This is a genomic window from Deinococcus pimensis DSM 21231 (assembly GCF_000519345.1).
Taxonomy (GTDB): domain Bacteria; phylum Deinococcota; class Deinococci; order Deinococcales; family Deinococcaceae; genus Deinococcus_A; species Deinococcus_A pimensis.
Map to the genome: position 1 here is coordinate 36,179 of NZ_KI912641.1, position 1,789 is coordinate 37,967.

The following is a 1,789-nucleotide window of genomic DNA, read 5'->3' on the forward strand; positions in this document are numbered from 1 at the left end:
GTCGAGGAGCCCCGCCCCGACGAGGCCCGCCGGGACGTGTACGCGGAGCTCACCCGCCGCGCCGCGAAGGTGTGGCAGCGCGTCACGACGCGACGCGCTGCGCCCGGCGCGGTGGACGTGCCCTCCGGGAACGACTGACCCAGGCCTGGAGAGACGCGTCACCGCCCCAGCCACGAGGACCGGATCGCTCGGGTCCGTACGCAGCCGAACGCGGACGGCCACTCCACCCCACTCTCCCCTACACGGGCGTCGGTTCGTCCTCGGTGTTCACCATGTGCGCCGCGACCTTCGTGAGGGCGGCGTAGTACTCGGCGGCGTCGGCCCGCGCGATCTCGGGGGTCTCGTCGAGCGCGGCCTTCATGCACGCGAGCCACGCGCGGGCGCGGACGGGCGTGACGGGGAACGGCAGGTGCCGGGCGCGCAGGCGCGGGTGGCCGTAGCGCTGGTGGTACAGGGGCGGCCCGCCGAGGAAGCCCGACATGAACGCGAACTGCTTGTCGCGCGTGACCTCCCAGTCGCCCGGGAAGATCGGGGCGAGCAGGGGGTCGGCGGCGACGTGCCGGTAGAAGCGCGTGAGGAGCGTGTGGAGGTGCTCGGGGCCGATCCGGTCGTAGAGGGAGCCACCCTCGGTGAGCTGCATCGGGGCGAGGATAACGCGCGCGGCGGCCAAGGAAGAGGAGCCGCGAACAGTGTCGCGGCTCCTTAACAGGTCTATGGAATGAACCATTTCCTCTCGTCGAGGACACCCGAATGAAGCTCGAACGTCACGGTAAGCACCTTGAAGCCATACGCTTCCGCCAGTTCTTCAAGATAGGCCAGGCTATCCGCGTGCGTTTCAGTGATGACCCATCCGTCGAAGGAGGTCCCGTCCGATTCACGCCCAACGAAGCGGGCCCAGGAGTGCGACCCTATGGCCGTTTTGACGTGGAGTTCCCGGCGCTCCTTGAGCTTTCCTCTTCGGATGGCCGCCCTGGCCCGCTCAGGCGTGTACTCGTAATTGTTTTGGCCTGCGATAAACCAATAACTCAATAGATTCTTTAAAAAATTCAGCATATTTCATGCCCAACAACAACATCAAGCTTATCGCGTTGTCACTTTGTCCTCGGTCGTTTTTCCTCCCGACCGCTCCAGCCCGTAGAGCCGCATCCCGAACGCCATGCTCGGCCCGATCAGCAGGGCGAACGCGAGCGTCCCGAGGCCCACGTGCCCGCCCAGCAGGAGCCCGCAGAGCAGCACCACGACCTCCACGCCCGTGCGGACGCGACCGACGGGGAGGCGATAGCGGGTGGAGAGCCCGATGACGGTGCCGTCGCGCGGTCCGGCGCCCATGCGCGAAGCGATGTACGTGCCCGTCGCGAGGCCCACGAGCAGCACGCCGAGGGCGAACTGCGCCCAGCTCACGACGATGCCCGTGGGGTGGGGCGTGAGGGGCGCGAGCAGGTCGATGAACACCCCGACGAGCAGCATGTTCAGGACGCTCCCGAGGCCGGGCCGCACCTTCAGCGCCGCCCACGCCGCGACGATCAGCGCGAGGCCCGCCGTGATGCTCGCCTGACCCACCGTGAGGCCCGTGCGGCGCGCGAGGCCCTGGTGGAACGCGTCCCAGGGGGCGAGCCCGACGTTCGCGTCGAGCTGGAGGCGGATGGCGAGGCCGTACAGGAAGAGTCCCACCATGAGCAGCGCGAGCCGCGCGGGGAAGTTCCAGTCGCGGGTGCGGGCGAGCGGCGCGGAGAGCGACATGCCGCCCAGCCTAGCGCGGGCGGGAACGCGGGAGGCCGCGTTCCCGCCC

The 1,789-nt window shown here is 68.9% G+C and carries 3 protein-coding genes; all 3 read right to left on the reverse strand.

Annotated elements, in window-relative coordinates:
* Positions 1–238 precede the first annotated feature (238 nt).
* A complete protein-coding gene (locus DEIPI_RS0111515; protein ID WP_045234168.1) occupies positions 239–640 on the reverse strand; it encodes a globin domain-containing protein in 402 nt (133 codons plus the stop codon).
* Positions 641–711: 71 nt separating this feature from the next.
* The gene (locus DEIPI_RS0111520; RefSeq protein WP_027481874.1) at positions 712–1,053 is read right to left on the reverse strand and encodes a hypothetical protein; all 342 of its coding nucleotides are present in this window, start codon (positions 1,051–1,053) and stop codon (positions 712–714) included.
* A gap of 27 nt (positions 1,054–1,080) precedes the next feature.
* Entirely contained in the window at positions 1,081–1,740 is a 660-nt protein-coding gene (locus DEIPI_RS30505) for a YczE/YyaS/YitT family protein (protein ID WP_045234158.1), read from the reverse strand.
* Between the last annotated feature and the right edge of the window lie 49 nt (positions 1,741–1,789).

Excerpts from the sequence above, each read along its gene's own strand:
- DEIPI_RS0111520 (WP_027481874.1), bottom strand. The coding sequence starts at position 1,053 with ATGCTGAATTTTTTAAAGAATCTATTGAGTTATTGGTTTATCGCAGGC.
- DEIPI_RS0111515 (WP_045234168.1), bottom strand. The coding sequence starts at position 640 with ATGCAGCTCACCGAGGGTGGCTCCCTCTACGACCGGATCGGCCCCGAG.
- DEIPI_RS30505 (WP_045234158.1), bottom strand. The coding sequence starts at position 1,740 with ATGTCGCTCTCCGCGCCGCTCGCCCGCACCCGCGACTGGAACTTCCCC.